The organism is Agrobacterium sp. V1, assembly GCF_030518355.1.
GTDB classification, from domain to species: Bacteria; Pseudomonadota; Alphaproteobacteria; order Rhizobiales; family Rhizobiaceae; genus Agrobacterium; species Agrobacterium cucumeris.
In genome coordinates, this window is record NZ_JAULSF010000001.1 from 1,070,313 (window position 1) to 1,091,133 (window position 20,821).

Below are 20,821 nucleotides of genomic sequence, written 5' to 3' on the forward strand. Positions count from 1 at the left end.
CTTTGCGCGCAACCCTTAGCGGTTGACAGTCCTGCTCTAGCGTTTCAAAACCGGGATGGCCAGCCCGATAAGACGCGCATTCATCCTGCACGCCGCAGGATCGTCTGTCATTGCGCGTCGCAACCTGCACAAATTGCCACCGACCGCAAAACAGGCAGGCAGCCGCCCCGCAAATAAAAGGTGCAACCTTCTAAAAGTGCTTGGCAACTGCGCAAACACTGTCTAAAAATAATGCAAATAACCCTTCTGCATGAAAGATCATCAGTTGTCCCTTCCGGAATTGTCAGAACCGTTCAGCATCGGCTCAGTAACGATCCGTAATCGTGCGGTGCTGGCGCCCATGTCTGGCGTGACGGATCTGCCGTTCCGGCAGCTTGCCTGGCGTTATGGCGCGGGTCTAGTCGTGACGGAAATGGTCGCCAGCCGCGAACTCGTGGCTAACAGGGGTGAATCCTGGGCACGGCTGAAAAATGCCGGCATGGTTCCGCATATGGTGCAGCTTGCCGGGCGCGAGGCGCATTTCATGGCGGAAGCCGCCAGGATTGCCGCGGATAACGGCGCCGGCATCATCGATATCAACATGGGTTGCCCGGCCAAGAAGGTGACGGGTGGTTATTCCGGTTCGGCGCTGATGCGCGATCCCGATCATGCGCTCTCGCTTATCGAGGCGACGGTTGGCGCAGTCGATGTGCCCGTCACGCTGAAGATGCGGCTTGGCTGGGACGAAAACACCATCAACGCGCCCGAGATTGCCCGCCGCGCCGAAGCGGCAGGGGTTCAGCTCATCACCATTCACGGCCGTACCCGCATGCAGTTTTACGAAGGCCGCGCGGACTGGGATGCCATCCGCGCCGTGCGCAAGGTGATTTCCGTGCCGCTGATCGCCAATGGCGATGTCGAGACCGCTGATAATGCGCGGGAAATCCTGCGTCGTTCCGGTGCTGATGCCGTCATGGTTGGTCGCGGTGCGCAGGGGCAGCCCTGGCTGCCGGCGGTGCTGGCCGGACATTCAGCACCGCAACGCGCCAAAATCGCTGATATTGCCGTCGAGCATTACGAGATGATGCTGGAATTTTACGGAAGGGAAGCCGGTCTGCGGCATGCCCGCAAACATCTGGGCTGGTATCTCGACCGTTTTGCACCGGATTTTACCGCGCCCGACAAGGCTAAAATCATGACATCGCGTGACACGGCGGAAGTGGCGGATCTGCTGCGCTCCGCCCTTTGCGAAAATGCGGGCGAAGAAGCCGCAAGGAAGGCCGCATGAGCGCTGACAAACACAGCCCGGCAGATGCAAACCCGCTCGCCATGGCGGTTCTGAACGCGGTGCAGAACCCCGTCATTCTGGTGGATGCCGAAGGCTTTATCGCATTCGCCAATTGGGAAGCCGAAGCCTTTTTCGGGGCGAGCGCCTCCCATCTTGCCCGCTACCGCGTCTCCACCTTCATTCCCTTCGGTAGCCCGCTTCTGGCGCTGATCGATCAGGTGCGGGAACGTCGTGCGCCGGTCAATGAATATCGTGTTGACCTGAGTTCTCCGCGTCTCGGACAGGACAAGTTGGTCGACCTCTACGTCGCGCCTGTCGTCAGTGAGCCGGGATCGGTCGTCGTCGTCTTTCAGGAACGGTCGATGGCCGACAAGATCGATCGGCAATTGACCCATCGCGCGGCGGCTCGTTCCGTCACAGGGCTCGCCTCGATGCTGGCGCATGAGATCAAGAATCCGCTTTCCGGTATTCGTGGCGCCGCCCAGCTGCTGGAAACATCGGTTGCCGACGAGGACCGGGCGCTGACGCGGCTGATCTGCGATGAGACCGACCGCATTGTCTCGCTGGTCGATCGCATGGAGGTATTTTCCGACGAGCGGCCGGTGGACCGCGTGCCGGTCAACATCCATTCGGTGCTCGATCATGTGAAGGCCATCGCCAAGGCCGGCTTTGCCCGCAACATCAAGATTTCCGAAAACTACGACCCTTCGCTGCCGCCGGTCTATGCCAATCGCGACCAGCTTGTGCAGGTGTTTCTCAATCTGGTGAAGAATGCGGCGGAAGCAGTGGGCAACCAGCCGGATGGCGAGATATTGCTGACCACCGCTTACCGTCCCGGCATGCGCCTTTCAGTCGCCGGCAGCCGTGAGCGCATCTCGCTGCCGCTCGAATTCTGCGTGCATGATAATGGTCCGGGCGTCCCGGCCGATCTTTTGCCGCATCTTTTCGATCCTTTCATTACCACCAAGACGAATGGTTCGGGCCTCGGCCTGGCACTTGTTGCCAAGCTGATCGGCGCGCATGGCGGCATCGTCGAATGTGACAGCCAGAACCACCGCACGACTTTCCGCGTATTGTTGCCCGTCTCGCCGGAAATGGCGCTCGACGACAGCTCTTTGCCGAACACGACAGGAAATGACCCATGACAGCTACGATCCTCGTCGCCGATGATGATGCCGCGATCCGCACGGTTCTGAACCAGGCGCTCAGCCGCGCCGGTTACGATGTGCGCATCACTTCCAATGCCGCAACGCTCTGGCGCTGGGTTTCGGCAGGTGAGGGCGATCTTGTCGTGACCGATGTCGTGATGCCGGACGAAAACGCCTTTGATCTTCTGCCACGCATCAAGAAGGCCCGGCCGGACCTGCCGGTTCTGGTCATGAGCGCCCAGAACACTTTCATGACCGCCATCAAGGCCTCGGAAAAGGGCGCTTATGATTATCTGCCCAAGCCCTTCGATCTGACGGAGCTGATCGCCATCATCGGCCGCGCGCTTTCTGAGCCCAAGCGCAAGCCGGCCAAGCTGGATGACGACATGCAGGACGGCATGCCGCTGGTTGGCCGCTCGGCAGCGATGCAGGAAATCTACCGTGTTCTCGCCCGCCTGATGCAGACCGACCTGACGCTGATGATTACGGGTGAGTCCGGCACCGGTAAGGAACTCGTGGCGCGGGCACTGCATGATTATGGCAAGCGCCGCAACGGTCCCTTCGTCGCCATCAACATGGCAGCGATCCCACGTGATCTCATCGAATCGGAACTGTTCGGCCATGAGAAAGGCGCCTTCACCGGCGCGCAGAACCGCTCGACCGGCCGTTTCGAACAGGCCGAGGGTGGCACGCTGTTCCTCGATGAAATCGGCGATATGCCCATGGATGCCCAGACGCGCCTGCTGCGTGTGCTGCAACAGGGCGAATATACGACGGTGGGTGGTCGCACGCCGATCCGCACCGATGTGCGCATCGTTGCCGCCACCAACAAGGATTTGAAACAGTCGATCAATCAGGGCCTCTTCCGCGAAGACCTTTATTATCGCCTGAATGTCGTGCCGCTGCGCCTGCCGCCGCTGCGTGACCGCGCCGAGGATATTCCCGATCTGGTGCGTCATTTCATCCAGACAGGCGAGAAGGAAGGCCTGGAAGGCAAGCGTTTCGAGAGCGAAGCCCTTGAGGTCATGAAGGCCTATGCCTGGCCGGGCAACGTGCGCGAGCTGGAAAACCTTATCCGCCGGCTGATGGCGCTTTATCCGCAGGAAGTCATCACTCGCGAGATCATCGAGCAGGAATTGCAGTCGGATGTTCCTGACAGCCCGCTCGACAAGATGGCGGTCCGCACCGGCACGCTGAGCATTTCGCAGGCGGTAGAGGAGAACATGCGGGATTATTTTGCGAGCTTCGGCGACGGCCTGCCTCCTCCAGGCCTTTACGACCGCGTGCTGCGCGAACTCGAATATCCGCTGATTCTCGCTGCCCTGACGGCGACGCGTGGCAACCAGATCAAGGCCGCCGATCTCCTCGGCCTCAACCGCAATACGCTGCGCAAAAAGATCCGCGAGCTTGGCGTTTCGGTCTATCGCAGCTCCCGCCCGACCTGAGAATGTTGACAAGGCCGCACTTGTCGTTGCATTTTCGCCACATTGTGTTGCTTGGAAAACACTAGGAGGGAGAGAGATTCGCTGGTCTCAAGCGTTTCTCGCCTGACTTCAGGAATGTGGTGCTGGCTGGCCAGCGATTGGGAGTAGTGCATGCGGAAACCCGCCGCTGAACACGCCGTTGCCGATGAGGCAGCGGGCATGGTGGTTGCCGATCGCAGGATGTCTTTCGCTCTGCCGGGGCTGGTGCTCGCTGGCGTCGCCCTCGTTTGCGCCATCATCACACTCTTCGTGCTTCTCGGCGTCACGCCGATTGCACCGACATCCAATGTCGTCATTGCCTCCGTCGTCATCAATTCGATCTTCGTGATCGGCCTGATCTTTTTGATCGGCCGCGAAATCAACCGTCTGCTGAAAGCGCGCAAAAAGGGCAGGGCGGCGGCCCGTCTGCATGTGCGCATCGTCGTGCTTTTCTCCATAGTGGCAATCACGCCGGCCGTGCTTGTCGCCATCTTCGCCAGTCTGACGCTGAATGTCGGTCTCGATCGCTGGTTTTCGCTTAGAACCCAGTCGATCGTCGATTCCTCCAGCAATATCGCTCAGGCCTATATGATGGAAAATGCCGGCTACCTTCAGGGACAGACCCTGTCGATGGCCACCGACCTTGATCGCAACCGCGCGCTTTTTTATCTCGACCGCACGGGCTTCGTCGATCTGATGACCCGTCAGGCCAAGGGCCGCGGCCTGCTTGGCGCGTTTCTGGTGCAGGAAGATGGCGACGCCGTCGCCCAGGCCAACATCAAGACGGAGAAACCGCTTCCCGCCATTCCGCACGATGCGCTGGAAAAGGCCGCCGCCGGCCAGCCGACCCTGATCCCGCCCGGCATTACCAACCTTGTCGGCGCCATCATCAAGCTCGAAGGCATCGAAGGCACTTTCCTCTACACCGTTCGCGCCGTCGATCCCAAGGTGATGGGTGCGATGCGGCTGATGGAGGAGAACCGCGCTGAATACAAGGCGATGGAGGCAGGCCGCGCGCCGCTGCAGATCGCCTTTGCCATCCTCTATCTCGGTTTTGCGTTGATCGTGCTTCTGGCCGCCATCTGGACCGCTATTGCGGTGGCCGACCGTATCGTGCGGCCGATCCGCCTGCTCATCAGTGCCGCAGACAGTGTCGCCACCGGCAACATGCATGTTCTGGTGCCCGTCCGCGCCGTCGATGGCGACGTCGGGCGCCTGTCGCGCACTTTCAACAAGATGGTCTCGGAACTGCGCAGCCAGCAGGAGCAGATCATCGAGGCCAAGGACGATATCGACGATCGCCGCCGCTTCATCGAGGCCGTATTGTCGGGCGTTACAGCCGCCGTCATCGGTGTTGACGAGAACCGCAAGATCACCATCGTCAATCCGTCGGGTGAAGAATTCCTGGCGCAGACCTCCGAGCAGCTCATCGGCGCGCAATTGTCGGAGATCGCGCCTGAGATCGAACAGGTGGTGACTGAGGCCAACACCTGGTCGCGCGGCAATTTCCGCAAACAGATCAACATCATGCGACGTGGCAAGGAGCGTACGCTCAATGTGCAGGTGACCCGTGAGGATGCCCGCGACAGCCGCGACAGCTACGTCATTACTCTCGACGACATCACCGATCTCGTCATCGCCCAGCGCTCCACCGCATGGTCGGATGTCGCGCGCCGCATCGCCCATGAAATCAAGAACCCGCTGACGCCGATCCAGCTTTCCGCCGAGCGCATCAAGCGTCGTTTCGGCAAGCAGATCGACGAAAGCGACCGCGCCGTTTTTGACCAGTGTACGGACACCATCGTCCGGCAGGTCGGTGATATCGGCCGGATGGTGGATGAATTCTCGGCTTTCGCGCGCATGCCGAAGCCGACGAAGGAGAAGTCGGACCTGCGTTCGATCCTGAAGGACGCGGCGTTCCTGCGGGAAATCAGCGCCGCCGACACGAAATTCTCCACCGAACTGGGCGATGTCGCGCTGGAGGGCATGTTTGATGCCCGCATGCTGGGACAGGCGTTCGGCAATCTCATCAAGAATGCGACGGAAGCCATCGAGGCGGTGGAAGGCGAAAAGCGGCCGGGGAAAATCCTCGTGCGCGCCTCTTTCGACGAGGCCAACTCCCGTTTCGTGGCTGACATCATCGACAATGGCCGCGGCCTTCCCGTCGAGAACCGTCATCGCATTCTCGAACCCTATATGACGATGCGCGACAAGGGCACCGGTCTCGGCCTCGCCATCGTCAAGAAGATCATCGAAGAGCATGGCGGGTATCTGGAACTCCACGATGCCCCGCCGGAGTTCGATCACGGCCACGGCGCCATGATCAGAGTGCTGCTGCCCTATATCGAGGCGGTCGGCGGCGAAAATAACAAGGAAGCAGCATATGGCGTCTGATATTCTGGTCGTGGATGACGAGGCGGATATTCGCGAAATCGTGGCGGGCATTTTGTCCGACGAGGGCCACGAAACCCGCATGGCCTTCGACAGCGACAGTGCGCTGGCCGCGATTTCGGAGCGCGTGCCGCGCCTGATCTTCCTCGATATCTGGATGCAGGGCTCGAAGCTCGACGGTCTGGCGCTGTTAGACGAGATCAAGAGCCGCCATCCTGAAATTCCGGTTGTCATGATTTCCGGTCACGGCAATATTGAAACCGCCGTCAACGCTATCAAGCGCGGCGCTTTCGATTTCATCGAGAAACCGTTCAAGGCTGACCGCCTTATCCTGATCGCCGAGCGGGCGCTGGAGAACTCCAAGCTGAAGCGCGAGGTTCAGGAACTCAAGAAGCGCACGGGTGACGCGGTTGAACTCGTCGGCGCTTCCCTTGCGGTCTCGCAGCTGCGTCAGACCATCGACAGGGTAGCCCCCACCAACAGCCGCATCATGATCCTTGGCCCCTCGGGTTCCGGCAAGGAACTGGTGGCGCGCATGGTGCACAAGAAATCCTCACGCGCCACCGGGCCTTTCGTGGCGTTGAATGCCGCGACGATCACGCCGGACCGCATGGAAATCGCGCTCTTCGGTACCGAAGGGCTGCCGGGTCAGCCGCGCAAGGTCGGCGCGCTGGAAGAGGCCCATCGCGGTGTTCTTTATCTCGACGAAGTCGGTGAAATGCCGCGCGAAACCCAGAACAAGATCCTGCGTGTGCTGGTTGACCAGCAGTTCGAGCGTGTCGGCGGCGGCAAGCGGGTGAAGGTGGATGTGCGCATCATTTCCTCAACCGCCCATCACCTCGAAAGCCTGATCGCGGAAGGCCAGTTCCGCGAGGATCTTTACCATCGCCTTGCCGTCGTGCCCGTGAAGGTGCCGGCGCTGTCCGAACGGCGCGAGGATATTCCTTTCCTCGTCGACATGTTCATGCGGCAGATTTCCGAGCAGGCCGGCATTCGTCCGCGCAAGATCGGCGACGACGCCATGGCAGTCCTGCAGACGCACGACTGGCCGGGAAATATCCGCCAGCTACGCAACAATATCGAGCGACTGATGATTCTCGCGCGTCCCGAAGGCGGCGAAGCACCGATCTCGGCCGACATGCTGCCATCAGATATCGGCGACATGCTGCCGAAGATTTCGGCGCAGGGAGACCAGCACATCATGACCCTGCCGCTGCGTGAAGCCCGTGAAATGTTTGAACGGGATTATCTGGTAGCCCAGATAAACCGTTTCGGCGGCAATATTTCGCGCACGGCAGAATTTGTTGGCATGGAAAGATCGGCACTGCATCGCAAACTGAAATCTCTCGGCGTATAAGGACAGAAGGCGCATTGCCGTAACCGATATTCCGTCAGAGAGACAGCATGAGAGTCATCATTTGCGGCGCAGGGCAGGTGGGTTACGGCATAGCCGAACAATTGTCGCGCGAGGATAACGAGGTATCGGTGATCGATACCGCCGCGCCGCTCATCTCCGCCATCACCGAGACGCTCGATGTGCGCGGTTATGTCGGCCATGGCGCGCATCCGGACATGCTGGCGAAAGCGGGTGCCGATCAGGCGGACATGATCATCGCCGTCACACTGCATGACGAGATCAACATCGTTGCCTGCGAGGTGGCGCATGCCTTGTTCAGTGTGCCGACCAAGATCGCCCGCATCCGCGACCAGAGTTATCTGAAGCCGGAATATGCCGATCTCTTCAGCCGCGAGAACATGTCGATCGACGTGACGATTTCCCCGGAAGTGGAAGTCGGCAAGATGGTGTTGCGCCGCATCGCCTTTCCAGGCGCCACCGACGTCGTGCGGTTCGCGGATGACACGATATACATGCTGGCGATTGAATGTATGGAGGACTGCCCGGTAATCAATACGCCGCTACACCAGCTTTCCAACCTTTTTCCGGACCTCATCGCCACGGTTGTCGGTGTTTTCCGTAACGGCATCCTCAAGGTGGCGCATTCCTCCGAACAGTTGAGGGTCGGCGACCTTGCCTATGTCATCTGTCAGCGCCAGCACGCCCGCCGTACCTTAAGCCTGTTTGGCCATGAGGAGCAGGAAGCGCAGCGCATCGTGATTGCCGGCGCCGGCAATATCGGCCACTTCGTTGCCCGCAAGATCGAGGAGATGCAGCCGAAAACCCGGCTGAAGATCGTCGAGGCGGATCGCGACAGGGCTGTTGCCGCATCGGAGCAGCTCAGCAACACCATCGTCATGCATGGTTCGGCGCTTGATCAGAAAATTCTGATGCAGGCCGATATTCAGGATGCGGATCTGATCGTAACGCTGACCAATAACGACCAGACGAATATTCTGGCTGCCGTGATGGCAAAGCAGCTGGGTTGCAAGTCCAATCTTGCGCTGCTGAACAGTTCGTCCTTTCACGATGTGGCGGGTTCGCTCGGTCTCGATGCCTATATCAACCCTCGCGCCGTCACCATCTCCCGCGTTCTCCAGCATGTGCGCAAAGGCCGCATCCGCTCGGTTTATGCCGTGCAACGCGGGTCGGCGGAGGTGATTGAAGCTGAAGCGCTGGAAACCTCGCCGCTGGTGGGCCAGTCCTTCCGTGATATCGACATGCCCGACGGCGTACGCATCGGCGCGATCTATCGCGACGGCGTGGTGATCCGCCCGGATGGCAGCACGAAGATCAAGGCGAAGGACCGCGTCGTGCTGTTTGCCTCGGCGGATGCGGTGCGCGACGTGGAGCAGCTTTTCCGGGTTTCGATACAATATTTCTGACTGTTTCGAATCGAAAAAGCGGGTCAATACTCGTACTCGTCAGGCCGTTTTCGCCGTTGCGGAATGGGACATGATTTGATACCAGAGTTGCAGGCTGGCCAAGCGGGGGACTAGACTCGGCCGGTTTATTATTGATTGATTATTTTCCGGTGTCCCTGCCGGCAATAAAGAAAGAAGCGGCGCCATGGCGGAACGTTCTCAAAATCTTCAGGATCTTTTCCTCAATACCGTTCGTAAGCAAAAGATTTCGCTCACGATTTTTCTGATCAACGGCGTCAAGCTGACGGGCGTTGTCACTTCCTTCGACAATTTCTGCGTGCTTCTGCGCCGTGACGGTCATTCGCAGCTGGTCTACAAGCATGCGATCTCGACCATCATGCCCGGCCAGCCGATGCAGATGTTCGAAAGCGAAGAAGGCGCAGCCTGATCAGGCTCCCTCTGACGGTATCTTCGATATAAACTGACCCGGATCGGAACATTTCCGGTCTCGTCAGGTTAATCTCCATGGCCGTCCGCGCGGATGCGGTCGGCCGCAATGTTCTTTCTTGATAAGGCTGAGCCCATTTCGACGCGCGACACCTCGAACGAATCGATCATTCCGGAGCAGGAGAAGCGCCGCGACGACATGCGCGCCGTGGTCCTCGTGCCGGTCCTCAAGCAACAGCGCGAAAATCGCGATGCGGCGGCACCAGTTGCTCCCGGCCGCTCCGTCGAAGCCAAGCTTGAGGAAGCAAAGGGTCTGGCGCTTGCCATCGAGCTCGAGGTAACACAGGGTCTCATCGTTTCCGTCAATCAACCGCGCCCCGCCACCCTGTTCGGAACCGGCAAGATCGAGGAAATCGGTCATCTTCTGGATGAAACCAATTCCGGCCTGGTGATCGTCGATCATCCGCTGACACCGGTGCAGCAACGCAATCTCGAAAAGCAATGGAATGCCAAGGTCATCGACCGGACGGGCCTGATCCTTGAAATCTTCGGCCGTCGCGCTTCCACCAAGGAAGGCACGCTGCAGGTTGATCTTGCGCATCTGAATTACCAGAAGGGTCGCCTCGTCAGAAGCTGGACCCACCTTGAACGCCAGCGTGGTGGTGCGGGCTTCATGGGCGGTCCGGGTGAAACCCAGATCGAGGCCGACAGACGCCTGCTGCAGGATCGCATCGTCAAGCTTGAGAAGGAATTGGAGCAGGTGGTGCGTACCCGCCAGCTTCACCGCGCCAAGCGCCGCAAGGTGCCGCATCCGATCGTTGCGCTCGTCGGTTACACCAATGCCGGAAAATCCACGCTGTTCAACCGCATCACCGGGGCAGGCGTTCTGGCAGAGGACATGCTGTTCGCCACGCTCGACCCGACATTGCGGCGCATGAAACTGCCGCATGGCCGCACGGTTATCCTGTCCGATACCGTCGGTTTCATTTCCGACCTGCCGACCCATCTCGTCGCGGCTTTCCGTGCGACGCTGGAAGAAGTGCTTGAAGCCGATCTCGTTCTGCATGTGCGTGATATGTCCGATCCGGACAATGCCGCCCAGTCTGCGGATGTGCTGCGCATTCTCAGCGATCTCGGCATCGACGAGAAAGAAGCCGAAAAGCGCATTATCGAGGTCTGGAACAAGGTCGACCGTCTGGAGCCGGAAGCGCATGACGCCATCATGCAGCGCGCCGAAGGCCGCTCTGATATCCGTGCCGTTTCGGCGATCACGGGTGAGGGCGTCGATGCCCTGATGGAAGAGATTTCAAAGCGCCTGTCCGGTGTACTGACGGAAACGACTGTTGTCTTGTCTGTCGAGCAATTGCCGCTGATTTCCTGGGTCTACAGCAACTCCATCGTCGATAACCGCGAAGACCATGAGGACGGATCGGTTGCGCTTGATGTGCGCCTGTCGGAAGCGCAGGCTGTGGAACTGGAGCGGAAGCTTGGAAAAGCAACCATTCGCGAGCGCGAGGACTGGGAGCGCTGAACGGTCTGTAAGAAAGCCGGCATTCCCTCACATTCGACGTTATCCTTGGGCTTGTCCCGAGGATCTAAACACGTCGAATAAAATCAAGACGTTGGCAGATCCTCGGGACAGGCCCGAGGATGACGGCAGAGTGTTTGGCGAGGTTCGTCGTAATCAGGACGGAACCACATCAAGCGACCGCTCGATGCGTTTTGCCGCCTGCCAGAGGTCTTCCATCCTCTCGAGGCTCGCCGCTTGAAGCGTCTCGCCATTATCGTGGAGCGATGTTTCTATGTGATTGAAACGTCTTCGGAATTTCGTGTTGGTGCCGCGCAGAGCATTTTCCGGATCAGCCTTGACGTGGCGCCCGATATTGACCAGCGCGAAGATCAGGTCGCCAAGCTCGTCCGCAACCTTCTCCGGCCTGCCTTCCGCCAGCGCCTCGCGCAGCTCGGCGATTTCCTCTTCGATCTTGTCGAGAATGGGCGCCGGGTCCGACCAGTCGAAACCAACGCGCGCCGCCTGTTCCTGCAACTTCAAAGCCTCGGTCAGCGCCGGCTGGCTGCGCTGTACGCCGCCCAGAAAGCCGGCCTTGAAATCCTCGGTAATACCCCGGCGCGCACGGCGCTCCGCACGCTCACGTTTTTCTTCAGCCTTTATCTGGTCCCATTGCAGCTTGACCGTTTCCGGTGTGTCGGCACTGGAGACGGCGAAAACATGCGGGTGACGACGGATCATCTTCGAAGTGACGGCATGCACCACGTCACCGAAAGCGAATTCGCCCATTTCCTCTGCGATGCGGGCATGGAAAACCACCTGCAGGAGAAGATCGCCCAGCTCGTCGCACAGATCGTCCGTATCCTTGCGCTCGATGGCATCGGCAACTTCATAGGCCTCTTCGATGGTGTAAGGCTTGATCGTCTCGAAGGTCTGAACGATATCCCACGGGCAACCGGTTTCCGGCTGGCGGAGCGCCTCCATGATCTCGATCAGGCGGGAAATATCCTTCGAGGCTTCCATATGTCTCAAACCTTTGTTTTTACGCATTTTCCGCGCGGAAATCCGCACTGCACCCTCAACGAAAATGCCCTAGTTCAGCGGAATATCGTTGTCGCTCTTCGATGACTGATAGCTGGTGGAGAGATCATCGTAAGTTGCCTTGATACGGGCCGTCTGAGCCTTCAACGTGGTTTTCAACGGATCGTCCTCGCCCTCAACCAGATCGGCGATGAAGAAAGAGTTCCAGAACGCGTTGTTGCGGCGATAACCGCCCGGCTCCAGCCCGAATACCTCCTTCAGGATTTTCAGATCATGCGGGATCGCAAAAGCATCGCGTGAATCCTCATGGCTGAAGAAGGAATAGAAATTGTCGAATCCGGCCCAGGTGATGGCCGACATGCACATGGTGCAGGGTTCATGGGTGGAAAGGAAAATCAGATCCTTGGTATTTGGCTTTTCTCCCAGCTCGTAAAACCGCTTCAGCGTATGCACTTCGCCGTGCCAGAGGGGATTTTCGAGTTCGTTATTCGTCTCGGCGACCACCAGTGACAGGTCGGATTTGCGCAGGATAGCCGCACCGAAAACCTTGTTGCCCAAGCTCACACCGCGGGCCGTCAAGGGCAGGATATCATGCTCGATGACGGCGAGAAGGCGGGAAGCGAGGCTGTGGCTGGTCAAGGGTCTGATCCTTCGTGCCGCTTTAAAGAAAGCGGTATTCGCGTGGAGAAAACGACAGAAAATGATCCTACCTTGTTCGGCGCGAGGACCCGGTTTGTCAAGGGATTCTCATGGGTTTGAGGGCGTCGTGACCGGTGCAAAACGGGGGTGCCGGTTTGTTTTCCTCAAAAACAGGGGTGTTCGAGAAATAAAAATCCAAGCGCTGGAAAGGCTTGAATTTCTGTTTCTTCAATCTTGCGCCGCAATGCGGGATATATGTCCAATGCACAACGAACATGATTTTTCCGCAGCTGGCGATCGCCTTTCGACCTTCCCCGCTTTCTTCCGGGTTGAGGGGCGGCTGGTCGCCGTCTTTGGAAATGGAGACGAGGCTTTCGCCAAGGTAAGGCTTCTCGCCAACACCAATGCGCATATCGTTGCTTACGCCGATCAGCCGGAGGCGGATTTTGCCCGCTATATCGGCGAAAATGGCATCGATCATCGTGCTTTGGCTTTCGCCGCTGAGCTGATCGAAGGCGCGACGCTGGTTTTTGCCGCCACTGGAAACGAGGCGCTCGACCGCGAAATCGTATCCGCCGCGCGTGCGAAGAAAATCCCCGCAAATGCGGTGGATCAACCGGAATTTTGCGATTTCTTCACCCCGGCGATTGTCGCGCGCGCGCCCGTCGCCATCGCCATTGGCACGGAAGGGGCAGGGCCGGTGCTTGCCCAGATGATCCGCGCCCGCATCGACCAGATGCTGTCGCCGTCGCTTGGGAAACTCGCACGTCTTGCGGTGCAGTATCGTGATGCGGCTGAGGAGAATGTGCCCAGGGGCGCGTTGCGGCGCAATTTCTGGCGGCGGTTCTTTTCGGGTGCGGTTGCGGATGCTGTCGCTCTCGGGGACACCTCTTCCGCCCGTCATGCCGCAGATCGCCTGCTGCAATCGCCGGAACGCAGCGAAGGTCGCGTCTGGCTTGTTGGCGCCGGTCCCGGTGCGGAAGATTTGTTGACGCTGCGTGCACAGCGCGTGCTGATGGAAGCCGATGTGATCGTTTACGACGCGCTGGTGCCGCAGGCGATTGTCGATATGGGCCGCCGCGATGCCGAAAGGCTGTCTGTCGGCAAGCGCAAGGGCTGCCACAGCAAGTCGCAGGAGGAGATCAACCGTCTGCTGGTGCGTCTTGGCCGGGATGGTAAACGCGTCGTGCGCCTCAAATCCGGCGATCCGCTGGTCTATGGCCGCGCAGGCGAGGAAATGGCGGCGCTGCGCAATGCCGGCATCGGTTACGAGATCGTGCCTGGCATCACCTCCGCCTTCGCCGCCGCTGCGGATTTCGAATTGCCGCTGACGCTACGCGGTGTGGCTTCGTCGCTGATTTTCACCACCGGCCACGATCTGACCGGCGATGTCCTGCCCGATTGGGCCCGTCTTGCCGTTTCCGGCGCAACAATCGCCGTTTACATGGGCCGCAGCGTTGCCGCCTCGGTGGCGACGCGGCTGATCGAAGCGGGGCTGGGTGTGGAAACCACCGTTGCCGTTATTGAAAACGCCAGCCGCGCGGATCGTCGCCTGCTGCATGGCACATTGAACGATCTGCCCGACCTCGAACATCGCGATGAACTGACCGGCCCGGTCATGGTCATCATCGGTGATGCGGTGGCGGGCGCCAATTTCGACAGGTCCGAGGCGCTTGCACTGTCAGTGCAGTCGGCGGATTTCAAACGGGAGTACGTAAATGGTTGACAAGGTTTTGACCGCCAATCGTCTGGGCGATGGTATCGCCGTCTGGCTCGACGCCAATGGTGACTGGACGGAGAACCTGCAGGGCGCCATCGTTGCCCGCCATCCGGAGGCCGTCGCTTCGTTCGAGGAAATCGGCAAGCGTGATTTTTCCGCCAACAAGGTGGTCGATGTGGCCATCGTTGACGTGGTGGAGGAGAATGGCAAGCTCTGGCCGACCCGGCTTCGCGAGCGTATCCGCGCTGCCGGCCCCACCGTGCACTATGCCACCGGCTTCAAGCCGGCCGATGCAGCATTTATCGCAGTCTGAGGAAGAATATGTACCGTTACGACGAGTTCGATCACGCATTTGTTGAAGGCCGCGTGGCGCAGTTTCGCGATCAGGTCGAGCGCCGGCTGTCCGGCGAACTGGCCGAGGACGCATTCAAGCCGCTGCGCCTGATGAACGGCGTTTATCTTCAGTTGCATGCCTATATGCTGCGCGTCGCCATTCCCTACGGTACGCTGAATTCGCAACAGATGCGGATGCTGGCCCATATCGCCCGCAAATATGACCGGGGTTACGGCCACTTCACTACGCGCCAGAACATCCAGTATAACTGGCCGAAGCTATCAGATACGCCGGATATCCTGTCTGAACTGGCAAGCGTGGAAATGCACGCGCTGCAGACGTCGGGCAACTGCATTCGCAATGTCACCGCCGATCATTTCGCCGGTGCGGCTGCCGATGAGGTCGCCGATCCACGCCCCTATGCGGAAATCCTGCGCCAATGGTCTTCCGTGCACCCGGAATTCTCGTTCCTGCCGCGCAAGTTCAAGATCGCGGTAACGGGTGCCGAGCGCGATCGCGCCGCCATTCAGGTCCATGATATCGGCCTGCATCTGAAAAAGAACGACAAGGGCGAGGTCGGTTTTGCCGTTTATGTCGGTGGCGGGCAGGGCCGCACGCCGATGATCGCCAAGAAAATCCGCGATTTCCTGCCGGAAGAGGACCTGTTGTCCTACACCACGGCAATCATGCGCGTTTATAACCTGCACGGCCGCCGCGACAATAAATACAAGGCGCGCATCAAGATCCTCGTGCATGAAACCGGTGCGGAAGAACTGGCCCGCCAGGTCGAAGTCGAGTTCGCCGAGCTGAAAAACACCGAATTGAAGCTGCCGGATGCCGATATCGCGGCGATTTCCGCTTATTTCGCGCCGCCGGAACTGAGGAACCGCCCAGAAGGCTGGGAAAGCCTGGCGCGTTGGAAGAAGGCGGATGAGGGTTTTGCCCGTTTCGTTGACCAGAACGTCCAGCCGCACAAGCACCCCGATTACGGCATGGTGACGATTTCGCTGAAACCGATCGGCGGCATTCCGGGTGATGCGACCGACGAGCAGATGGAACTCGTCGCTGATATCGCCCAGGAATACGCGTTCGACGAAATCCGCATCAGCCACGAGCAGAACATCATCCTGCCGCATGTAGCGCTGGCCGATCTGGAACCGGTCTATCGTGCACTGGTGGGTGCTGGCCTTGCGACCGCCAATGCCGGGCTGATCACCGATATCATTGCCTGTCCCGGGCTGGACTATTGCGCGCTTGCCAATGCGCGCTCCATTCCAGTGGCGCAGGAAATCTCTACCCGTTTCGGCGCTCCGGAGCGTCAGGCGGAAATTGGTGAGCTGAAGATCAAGATTTCCGGCTGCATCAATGCCTGCGGCCATCACCATGTCGGCCATATCGGCCTGCTGGGCGTGGAGAAAAAGGGAGCCGAGCTTTACCAGATCACGCTCGGTGGATCGGGTGACGAAAATACCTCGATCGGTGAGATCATCGGCCGTGGTTTCGAGCCGGACAGGGTAACCGACGCCATTGAAACCATCGTCGATACCTATCTGCGGCTTCGTCTGTCGAAAGAGGAAATCTTCCTCGATGCCTATCGCCGTGTCGGACCGCAGCCTTTCAAGGATGCGCTCTACGGTTCCGCCGCCGAAGCCGCCTGAGGAGAGTGTCATGACGAAAATCTGGAACCGCGACGGCTTCGTGGAAAACGATCCCTGGGTGATCGAAACGGAAGAGGTGAAAGCGACAGCCGCGCAAAAGCCGCTGCTGCCGCTCGCCGATTTCCTCATCCGTGCGGCGGAAAGCAACGATGTAGGCCTGGGCGTGCTGATTGCGCCGGCTGACGATGTCACCCGCCTTGAGCCCTACCTTGACCGTATCGACCTCGTGGCCGTGAGTTTTCCGGCCTTCAACGATGGCCGGGGGTTCAGCCACGCTTCGCTGCTGCGCAACCGCCTCGGTTTTAGAGGCGAGGTGAGGGCGGTCGGCGACGTGCTGATCGACCAGGTGCCGCCGATGCTGCGCACTGGCTTTACCAGTTTTGCAGTGACGAACGGCACGGCGATCCGCCGCCTGTCCGAAAATCGCCTGCCGGAAATCCCGGTTTATTACCAGCCGACGGCCCGGCCGGCGGCGGGCGGCGAGGCTTATAGCTGGCGTCGGCGTGCGTCCCTGTGACACGTTGCGCGGAAATATGATTTTTTGATACATATTTCCTGAGCACATAGCAGTTGTGATATTCTCATGCCTTCAAACCTCGGCAAAAATGGTATAATTGCCCGGTTGGAGAATGTCGCTTATCGAATAAGAATGGACGGAACCTGAAATGAACGCGCCAGCCAAGACGGAAGATTTCGCGATCAAGATACCTGATGGTGTTTACGCCGAGACGGTTTTATCTGTGGAGCACTATACGGATCACCTGTTCCGTTTCCGCATGACACGTCCTGCTGGTTTCCGTTTCCGCTCCGGTGAGTTCGCCATGATCGGCCTGATGGTCGGAGAAAAGCCGATCTACCGCGCTTATTCGATCGCCAGCCCCGCCTGGGATGAGGAACTGGAATTCTTCTCGATCAAGGTTCCAGACGGTCCGCTGACCTCCCATCTTCAGGCAATCAAGCCCGGTGACACGGTTCTGATGCGCAAGAAGCCGACAGGCACGCTGGTTCTGGATGCGCTGACACCCGGCAAACGGCTCTACATGTTCTCGACCGGCACCGGCATTGCGCCCTTCGCAAGCCTGATCCGTGACCCCGAGACCTATGAGAAGTTTGAAGAGGTCATCCTCACCCATACCTGCCGTGATGTTGCCGAGCTGAAATACGGCTTCGATCTGGTTGAGGAAATCCGCAACCACGAATTCCTGAACGAAATCGTCGGCGACAAGCTCAAGCATTATGCGACGGTGACCCGTGAGGATTACCCCTTCAAGGGCCGTATCACCACGCTGATCGAGAGCGGCAAGCTGTTTGCTGATCTTGGCGTGCCGGCGCTTGATCCGGAAATTGATCGCGGCATGATCTGCGGTTCCTCGGCCATGCTGAAGGACACCAAGGAATTGCTTGAAAAGGCCGGCTTGAATGAAGGCGCCAACAACAAGCCCGCCGAATTTGTGATCGAGCGCGCTTTCGTCGGCTGAACGCATAAGACGACGAGATTTCAGGAGGCCGTCAGGCCTCCTTTTTATTTGCACCTTCAGTGTTAGCTATCGAGAAACGCTGTCATCATCCTGTTTCGGCGCGATTTCGTTGCGATAGAGAACGAAAAGTCCGATAGCGATCGCCGCGATGCCGCCGCCGACGAGATGCGACAGCGAATAACCACCCTTCGTCACCAGCCAGCCTGCAACGACATTGCTAAATGATGCGCCAATGCCCTGAACCATCATGACGCTGGCAAGGCCGACATTAAAACGGCCGGTCCCCTTCAAGATTCTTTCCACTGCGACAGGTGTGACGATGCCGAGCAGACCGGCGCCAACCCCGTCAAGAAACTGCACCGGAAAGACGACCCAGAAATCCGTAAAGGCCGAAGCGAGAAGGCCACGTATGGGCAGGGCGACGAGAGCGATGATAAACACCGTCGAAAGACCGAAACGGCGTATCAACCACGGCGCCATCGCAGCGACGAAAATCATCGCGAATTGCGCGACGCCGGTGATGATGGCTGTGGTGCGGAAGGGCGTTTGCAATTCGATGGCGAAATCCTGTGCGATCAATCGACCCATGGGCGCGTTGCCAAAATGGAAGACGAGCAGAATGATGGCGAGAAAGATCAGCCCGCGTTCGTGCAGCAGAACCCTTATTCCGGATGGCCCGGGCTCTCCCTTGTCTTCGGCAAGACCACGCGCAGCCTTGTGATCTATCCTGTCAGGATCAATCGCCGCCGTCGCGACCAGAGCGCCTGCAGCGGTCAGCAGCATCAGGCCAATAATCCCATTCATGCCGAAGAAGGTGACGACCACATAGGTCGCAAAAAGCGACGCGAAATTGCCGCCGTGGTTCCAGAATTCGTTGCGCGAGATCTGATGGGAAAACAGGCGCTCGCCGACAAGACCCAGTGTGAGGCCGGCAAGTGCTGGGCCGACCACGGCGCCGACGACCGCCGTCATGATCTGCCCGGTCCAGACGATCCAGGCATCCGGAAAGATCAGCGTGATCAGCGCGCCGATGGTCACGAGAACGACAGGGATGGCAATCAGCATCCTCTTCCATGTTGTGCCATCGACAAGGGCACCGCAGAGCGGTGTCGCAAGCAGACCGACAAGGCCACCCACCGTGGCGATCATGCCCAGCGAGAGCGAAGACCAGCCCTTTGTCGCCAGAAATGCATCCAGAAACGGACCGAGACCGTCGCGGGCATCGGCGAGGAAAAAATTCAACGCTGCAAGGGCAAAAAGCGTGCGGTCTGGGATGCCACCGCTGCGCGGCAGACCGCCCGAAGGAAGACCACCATGCGGAGTCGAAACGCCAATAGTCGTCATGAAATACGCTCCGAAAAACATGCGCGAGTAATGGGAAATTGATCAAGGCTGGCGAGAAACAGCTGTGTCTGCATTTGGTTGCATCGGCGAGAGATAAACATAAAACTCTCGACATTTTTGATCGCCGCAGAATAGGCTGAGGGAACGTTTGACCGTACTGTCGAGTTAGTCTCCGTGGAAAAACGGATTACTCGCCATGAAAACCCATGCTTTAGCACTTCTATTTTCGGCTGTATTGCTCGGTGGCCAGCCCGCACATGCGGATGAACGCGCATTCCTCTCATCGCTGAAAGGCACATGGGCCGGCAAGGGGACCGTGATTACGCGGATCGGTACTCCGCCGATCAATGTAAGCTGTACGCTGAATTCCAATGCGGGGGCATCGTCGCTCAACATGTCTGGCACGTGCCGCGGCCTTCTTGTGGTAAGGCGCGCTATAGCGGCCGATCTTTCAGAAAAGGGCGGACGCTACAGCGGGGCCTATACTGGCCCGTCTGGCCGACCATCGGCCCTTTCCGGCACGAGGCGAGGAAACGCAATCAACCTGACGGTCCGCTGGAACCGCGACATAAACGGCGACCGGGTTGCCGCCATGACCATCGAAAAGATTGGAGCCAACGGACTGCGGCTGCGCACCACTGATAAGGACGGCAGAACCGGCAAGACGGTGGTGACGAGCGACATCCGGCTGGTGCGCTGACGAGCAGCGATAATGTAGCGCCAGCTTGTCTATCTGAATTCAAGCAGCAGCGGGCAATGATCCGAAACCTCCGGCTGCGCCACAACGTCGAAATGGTCGATCTTCACAGTCGGATTGACCAGCATGTAATCCGCATAACGGTTCTGCTTGATGTAATGCGAAGTCCGCGTGTCGTTAAAGCCGCGCGTTGTGACCAACTCGGTGAGGTCAAGTTCTCTCAGAACGGCAAAAGTCTCGCTGTCGGGCAAAACATTGAAATCGCCGCAGACGATGATCCGGTCACCAGCCTCCGCGATATTTCTGACCAGCTGGACGAGGCGCTTCCCCTGGGCCAGACGCGCGGGGCTGTCGTGTTTGCCTTCGGGGTCTCGCAGGCCGTGCATGTGGGCAATGACGGCGGGCTGGCCGGTCGTGAAATCGAAAATACGAATGGCATGGGCGGTCCGCGATCTCGGGTGGTCGCCATATCCATCGGCTGAAAAGGTGCCGTGAACGAAACCCTGCGCCTGCGCGACAATGGCAATGGATTTACGCACGAAGGTCGCCAGCCCCCATTGCGACGGATATCGTATGTCACCGTCCCAGAGATCACCCTGCGCTGCCGGGCAGAAAACCGCCAAGTGATCGGGCAGGGCGTCTGCGACATCCCGCAGGAAATTCGCCCTCTGCGGCAGGTCGATGCCGTGATCGCGATAGGACAGCCAGTCCTGCGTGGCAGCAGGTGTATGCACCACTTCCTGCAGACACAGGATATCGGGATCGGAAAAGGAGAGATAGGGAACAAGCTCGTCATGGAGCTTCCCGCCCCAGCCGTTCAGGCAGATCAGACGCATTCACACTCCATCGCCGCGGAATTGCATGATCCCGTTTAGCATGGAACCGCTGGCGATCAATCCGTACCGCGATTTCGGTGTGTGGGGGTGT

General features: G+C 59.0%; 18 protein-coding genes. 14 read left to right on the forward strand and 4 right to left on the reverse strand.

Translation table 11 applies throughout. The features are described from left to right. Window positions 1-250: 250 nt before the first annotated feature. From dusB to hflX, 8 genes are all read left to right on the forward strand, one after another. The gene (dusB, locus tag QSV77_RS05255; RefSeq protein WP_302732734.1) at window positions 251-1,267 is read left to right on the forward strand and encodes a tRNA dihydrouridine synthase DusB; all 1,017 of its coding nucleotides are present in this window, start codon (window positions 251-253) and stop codon (window positions 1,265-1,267) included. Beyond that, on the forward strand, window positions 1,264-2,412 hold the full coding sequence (locus tag QSV77_RS05260) for a nitrogen regulation protein NR(II) (protein ID WP_046800206.1): 1,149 nt from the start codon (window positions 1,264-1,266) through the stop codon (window positions 2,410-2,412). Before dusB ends, QSV77_RS05260 begins: the two co-directional genes overlap by 4 nt. Further along, window positions 2,409-3,860, forward strand: coding sequence for a nitrogen regulation protein NR(I) (ntrC, locus tag QSV77_RS05265; RefSeq protein ID WP_046800205.1), 1,452 nt, complete (start codon window positions 2,409-2,411; stop codon window positions 3,858-3,860). The genes QSV77_RS05260 and ntrC overlap by 4 nt, the downstream gene beginning before the upstream one ends. 150 nt (window positions 3,861-4,010) lie before the next feature. Further along, a complete protein-coding gene (locus tag QSV77_RS05270; RefSeq protein WP_142839711.1) occupies window positions 4,011-6,272 on the forward strand; it encodes a PAS domain-containing sensor histidine kinase in 2,262 nt (753 codons plus the stop codon). Next, window positions 6,262-7,626, forward strand: a complete 1,365-nt coding sequence (locus QSV77_RS05275) for a sigma-54 dependent transcriptional regulator (RefSeq protein ID WP_035217431.1) — start codon at window positions 6,262-6,264, stop codon at window positions 7,624-7,626. The genes QSV77_RS05270 and QSV77_RS05275 overlap by 11 nt, the downstream gene beginning before the upstream one ends. Window positions 7,627-7,652: 26 nt before the next feature. Continuing rightward, on the forward strand, window positions 7,653-9,050 hold the full coding sequence (gene trkA, locus QSV77_RS05280; RefSeq protein WP_302733889.1) for a Trk system potassium transporter TrkA: 1,398 nt from the start codon (window positions 7,653-7,655) through the stop codon (window positions 9,048-9,050). A gap of 184 nt (window positions 9,051-9,234) precedes the next feature. Beyond that, on the forward strand, window positions 9,235-9,477 hold the full coding sequence (hfq, locus tag QSV77_RS05285; protein WP_003496145.1) for an RNA chaperone Hfq: 243 nt from the start codon (window positions 9,235-9,237) through the stop codon (window positions 9,475-9,477). A gap of 108 nt (window positions 9,478-9,585) precedes the next feature. Further along, window positions 9,586-11,007 (forward strand): GTPase HflX, encoded by a 1,422-nt coding sequence (gene hflX / locus QSV77_RS05290; RefSeq protein ID WP_193559495.1) that lies wholly within the window; start codon window positions 9,586-9,588, stop codon window positions 11,005-11,007. A gap of 153 nt (window positions 11,008-11,160) precedes the next feature. Here the strand turns inward: hflX and mazG are convergent, their stop codons facing one another. Beyond that, complete coding sequence (gene mazG, locus QSV77_RS05295; protein ID WP_302732735.1) at window positions 11,161-12,006, reverse strand: nucleoside triphosphate pyrophosphohydrolase; 846 nt, start codon at window positions 12,004-12,006, stop codon at window positions 11,161-11,163. A gap of 69 nt (window positions 12,007-12,075) precedes the next feature. After that, window positions 12,076-12,663, reverse strand: coding sequence for a deaminase (locus QSV77_RS05300; RefSeq protein WP_302732736.1), 588 nt, complete (start codon window positions 12,661-12,663; stop codon window positions 12,076-12,078). Window positions 12,664-12,925: 262 nt separating this feature from the next. Between QSV77_RS05300 and cysG the strand changes: the two genes are divergently transcribed. The 5 genes from cysG to QSV77_RS05325 all read left to right on the forward strand — a co-directional run bounded on the left by cysG (window position 12,926) and on the right by QSV77_RS05325 (window position 17,853). Continuing rightward, window positions 12,926-14,389, forward strand: coding sequence for a siroheme synthase CysG (gene cysG, locus QSV77_RS05305; RefSeq protein ID WP_302732737.1), 1,464 nt, complete (start codon window positions 12,926-12,928; stop codon window positions 14,387-14,389). Further along, window positions 14,382-14,696, forward strand: a complete 315-nt coding sequence (locus QSV77_RS05310) for a DUF2849 domain-containing protein (RefSeq protein WP_302732738.1) — start codon at window positions 14,382-14,384, stop codon at window positions 14,694-14,696. The genes cysG and QSV77_RS05310 overlap by 8 nt, the downstream gene beginning before the upstream one ends. Before the next feature lie 8 nt (window positions 14,697-14,704). Next, window positions 14,705-16,375: a nitrite/sulfite reductase gene (locus QSV77_RS05315; protein ID WP_302732739.1), complete on the forward strand. Its 1,671-nt coding sequence runs from the start codon at window positions 14,705-14,707 to the stop codon at window positions 16,373-16,375. Window positions 16,376-16,385: 10 nt separating this feature from the next. Next, window positions 16,386-16,892, forward strand: coding sequence for a DUF934 domain-containing protein (locus QSV77_RS05320; protein WP_142839718.1), 507 nt, complete (start codon window positions 16,386-16,388; stop codon window positions 16,890-16,892). A gap of 148 nt (window positions 16,893-17,040) precedes the next feature. After that, complete coding sequence (locus QSV77_RS05325; RefSeq protein ID WP_302732740.1) at window positions 17,041-17,853, forward strand: ferredoxin--NADP reductase; 813 nt, start codon at window positions 17,041-17,043, stop codon at window positions 17,851-17,853. A 66-nt stretch (window positions 17,854-17,919) separates the two neighbouring features. On the opposite strand, the gene QSV77_RS05330 is transcribed toward QSV77_RS05325, so the two are convergent. Next, window positions 17,920-19,197 (reverse strand): MFS transporter, encoded by a 1,278-nt coding sequence (locus QSV77_RS05330; RefSeq protein ID WP_302732741.1) that lies wholly within the window; start codon window positions 19,195-19,197, stop codon window positions 17,920-17,922. Between the two features lie 196 nt (window positions 19,198-19,393). Between QSV77_RS05330 and QSV77_RS05335 the strand changes: the two genes are divergently transcribed. After that, a complete protein-coding gene (locus QSV77_RS05335; protein WP_142839721.1) occupies window positions 19,394-19,897 on the forward strand; it encodes a hypothetical protein in 504 nt (167 codons plus the stop codon). 29 nt (window positions 19,898-19,926) lie between these two features. Here QSV77_RS05335 and QSV77_RS05340 read toward each other — a convergent pair whose 3' ends face one another. Next, on the reverse strand, window positions 19,927-20,730 hold the full coding sequence (locus QSV77_RS05340) for an endonuclease/exonuclease/phosphatase family protein (RefSeq protein ID WP_302732743.1): 804 nt from the start codon (window positions 20,728-20,730) through the stop codon (window positions 19,927-19,929). Window positions 20,731-20,821: the final 91 nt, after the last annotated feature.